The 1274-nt window shown below is 67.4% G+C and carries 1 protein-coding gene; it reads right to left on the minus strand.

Annotated features, from left to right (window positions below):
- Window positions 1–20 precede the first annotated feature (20 nt).
- Window positions 21–1064 (minus strand): IS110 family RNA-guided transposase, encoded by a 1044-nt coding sequence (locus BN1197_RS00140; protein ID WP_040155195.1) that lies wholly within the window; start codon window positions 1062–1064, stop codon window positions 21–23.
- Window positions 1065–1274 lie beyond the last annotated feature (210 nt).

Raw genomic sequence — 1274 nt, forward strand, 5'->3', positions numbered from 1 at the left:
GCCTGTCCCTAGCTCCTCTGTCAAGCGGCGAGGGTGAGCTGGGTTTGTTGGTCGGTGCGCAGGGCTTGGTAGACGGTGCGGGAGATGTGGCGTTTGAGGACGCGGAGGGCTTCTCGGCCGGATTTGCCGCTTTCGACGCGGCGTTTGATGAGGTCTTTGGCGGGTTGGTGGTGGCGGGCTTGGGTGAGGGCGATTCGGTGGATCGCGGCGTTGAGTTGTCGGTTGCCCGTTCGTGAGAGTCGGTGACGTGGGGTGTTGGAGGACCAGACGGGCAGTGGGGCGGTGCCGTTGTAGCTGGCGAAGGCGTCGCTGGTGGTGAAGCGGTCGATGCCTGCGGTTTCACCGACGATCTTGGCCGCGGTCAACGCGGCGCAGCCGGGGATGGCCAGCAGGGCGGGTGCGTGCTCGAGGGTGAGTTGCTGGAGTTCTTTCTCCAACTCCCTGATCGTGTGGGTGAGGTCGCGGGCTCGGGCGTTGAGGTCGCGGGCCAGGCGGGCGACGATTCCGGTTTTGTCGGCGAGCTGGCGCTCGACCAGGGTGTAGGCCTTGAGTTGGCGGAACCCGCGGGCGGTGATCTCGGTGCCGGGGTCGAGCTCGTGCAGGTGCCAGCGCAGCCTGTTGACAAGGGCGGTTCGTTCGCGGATGAGGGCTTCGCGGTGGTCCACCAGCAGGCGGATATCACGCTCTGCGCCGTCCAGGCGGGCCACCGGCAGGTCAGGTTCGCGTAGTGCCGCGCGGGCCACGGCCAAGGCATCAATGGGGTCGGACTTGCCGTAGCTGCGGGCGCTGTCGCGCACGTGGGCCATGAGCTTGGGTGGGACACGCACCAGGTCCTCCCCGGCGGCGAGCAGGTCTGCTTCCAGTCGCCGGGTCATGTGCCGGCAGTCCTCGATGGCCCAACGGCGATCGTGCCCGGCCGGGGTGACCTGCACGGCCCAAGCGAGGGCCTGCAGATGCTCGCTGGTGGTGGTCCCGATGGTGCGGGTCGCGATCTTGCGGCCCAGCTCATCGACGGCAACGATCGTGTGAGAGCGCTTGTGTGCATCGACACCGAACGTGATCATGGGAAGTGCCCTTCCTGGCCGTGAATCGGGTGGGGTTCACGGTCCGGCCGGTGGGCATATCCCAGTCAGGATGCGCCGATCACGCTCCTCTCAAGCCACGCCGGTCGGGCCGTGGTGTCCCGGCGAGCCGCACTACGGACATTAGCCACGAGGGCAGAGCGCAACAGGAGCGAACCCACCGGAACACCCCCAAGCCTTCCACTGGGAGCG

Source organism: Mobilicoccus massiliensis (assembly GCF_000826525.2).
GTDB classification, from domain to species: Bacteria; Actinomycetota; Actinomycetes; order Actinomycetales; family Dermatophilaceae; genus Mobilicoccus; species Mobilicoccus massiliensis.

Bases quoted from the DNA above. Each gene is read 5' to 3' on its own strand.
- BN1197_RS00140 (WP_040155195.1), bottom strand. From the start codon at position 1,064: ATGATCACGTTCGGTGTCGATGCACACAAGCGCTCTCACACGATCGTT.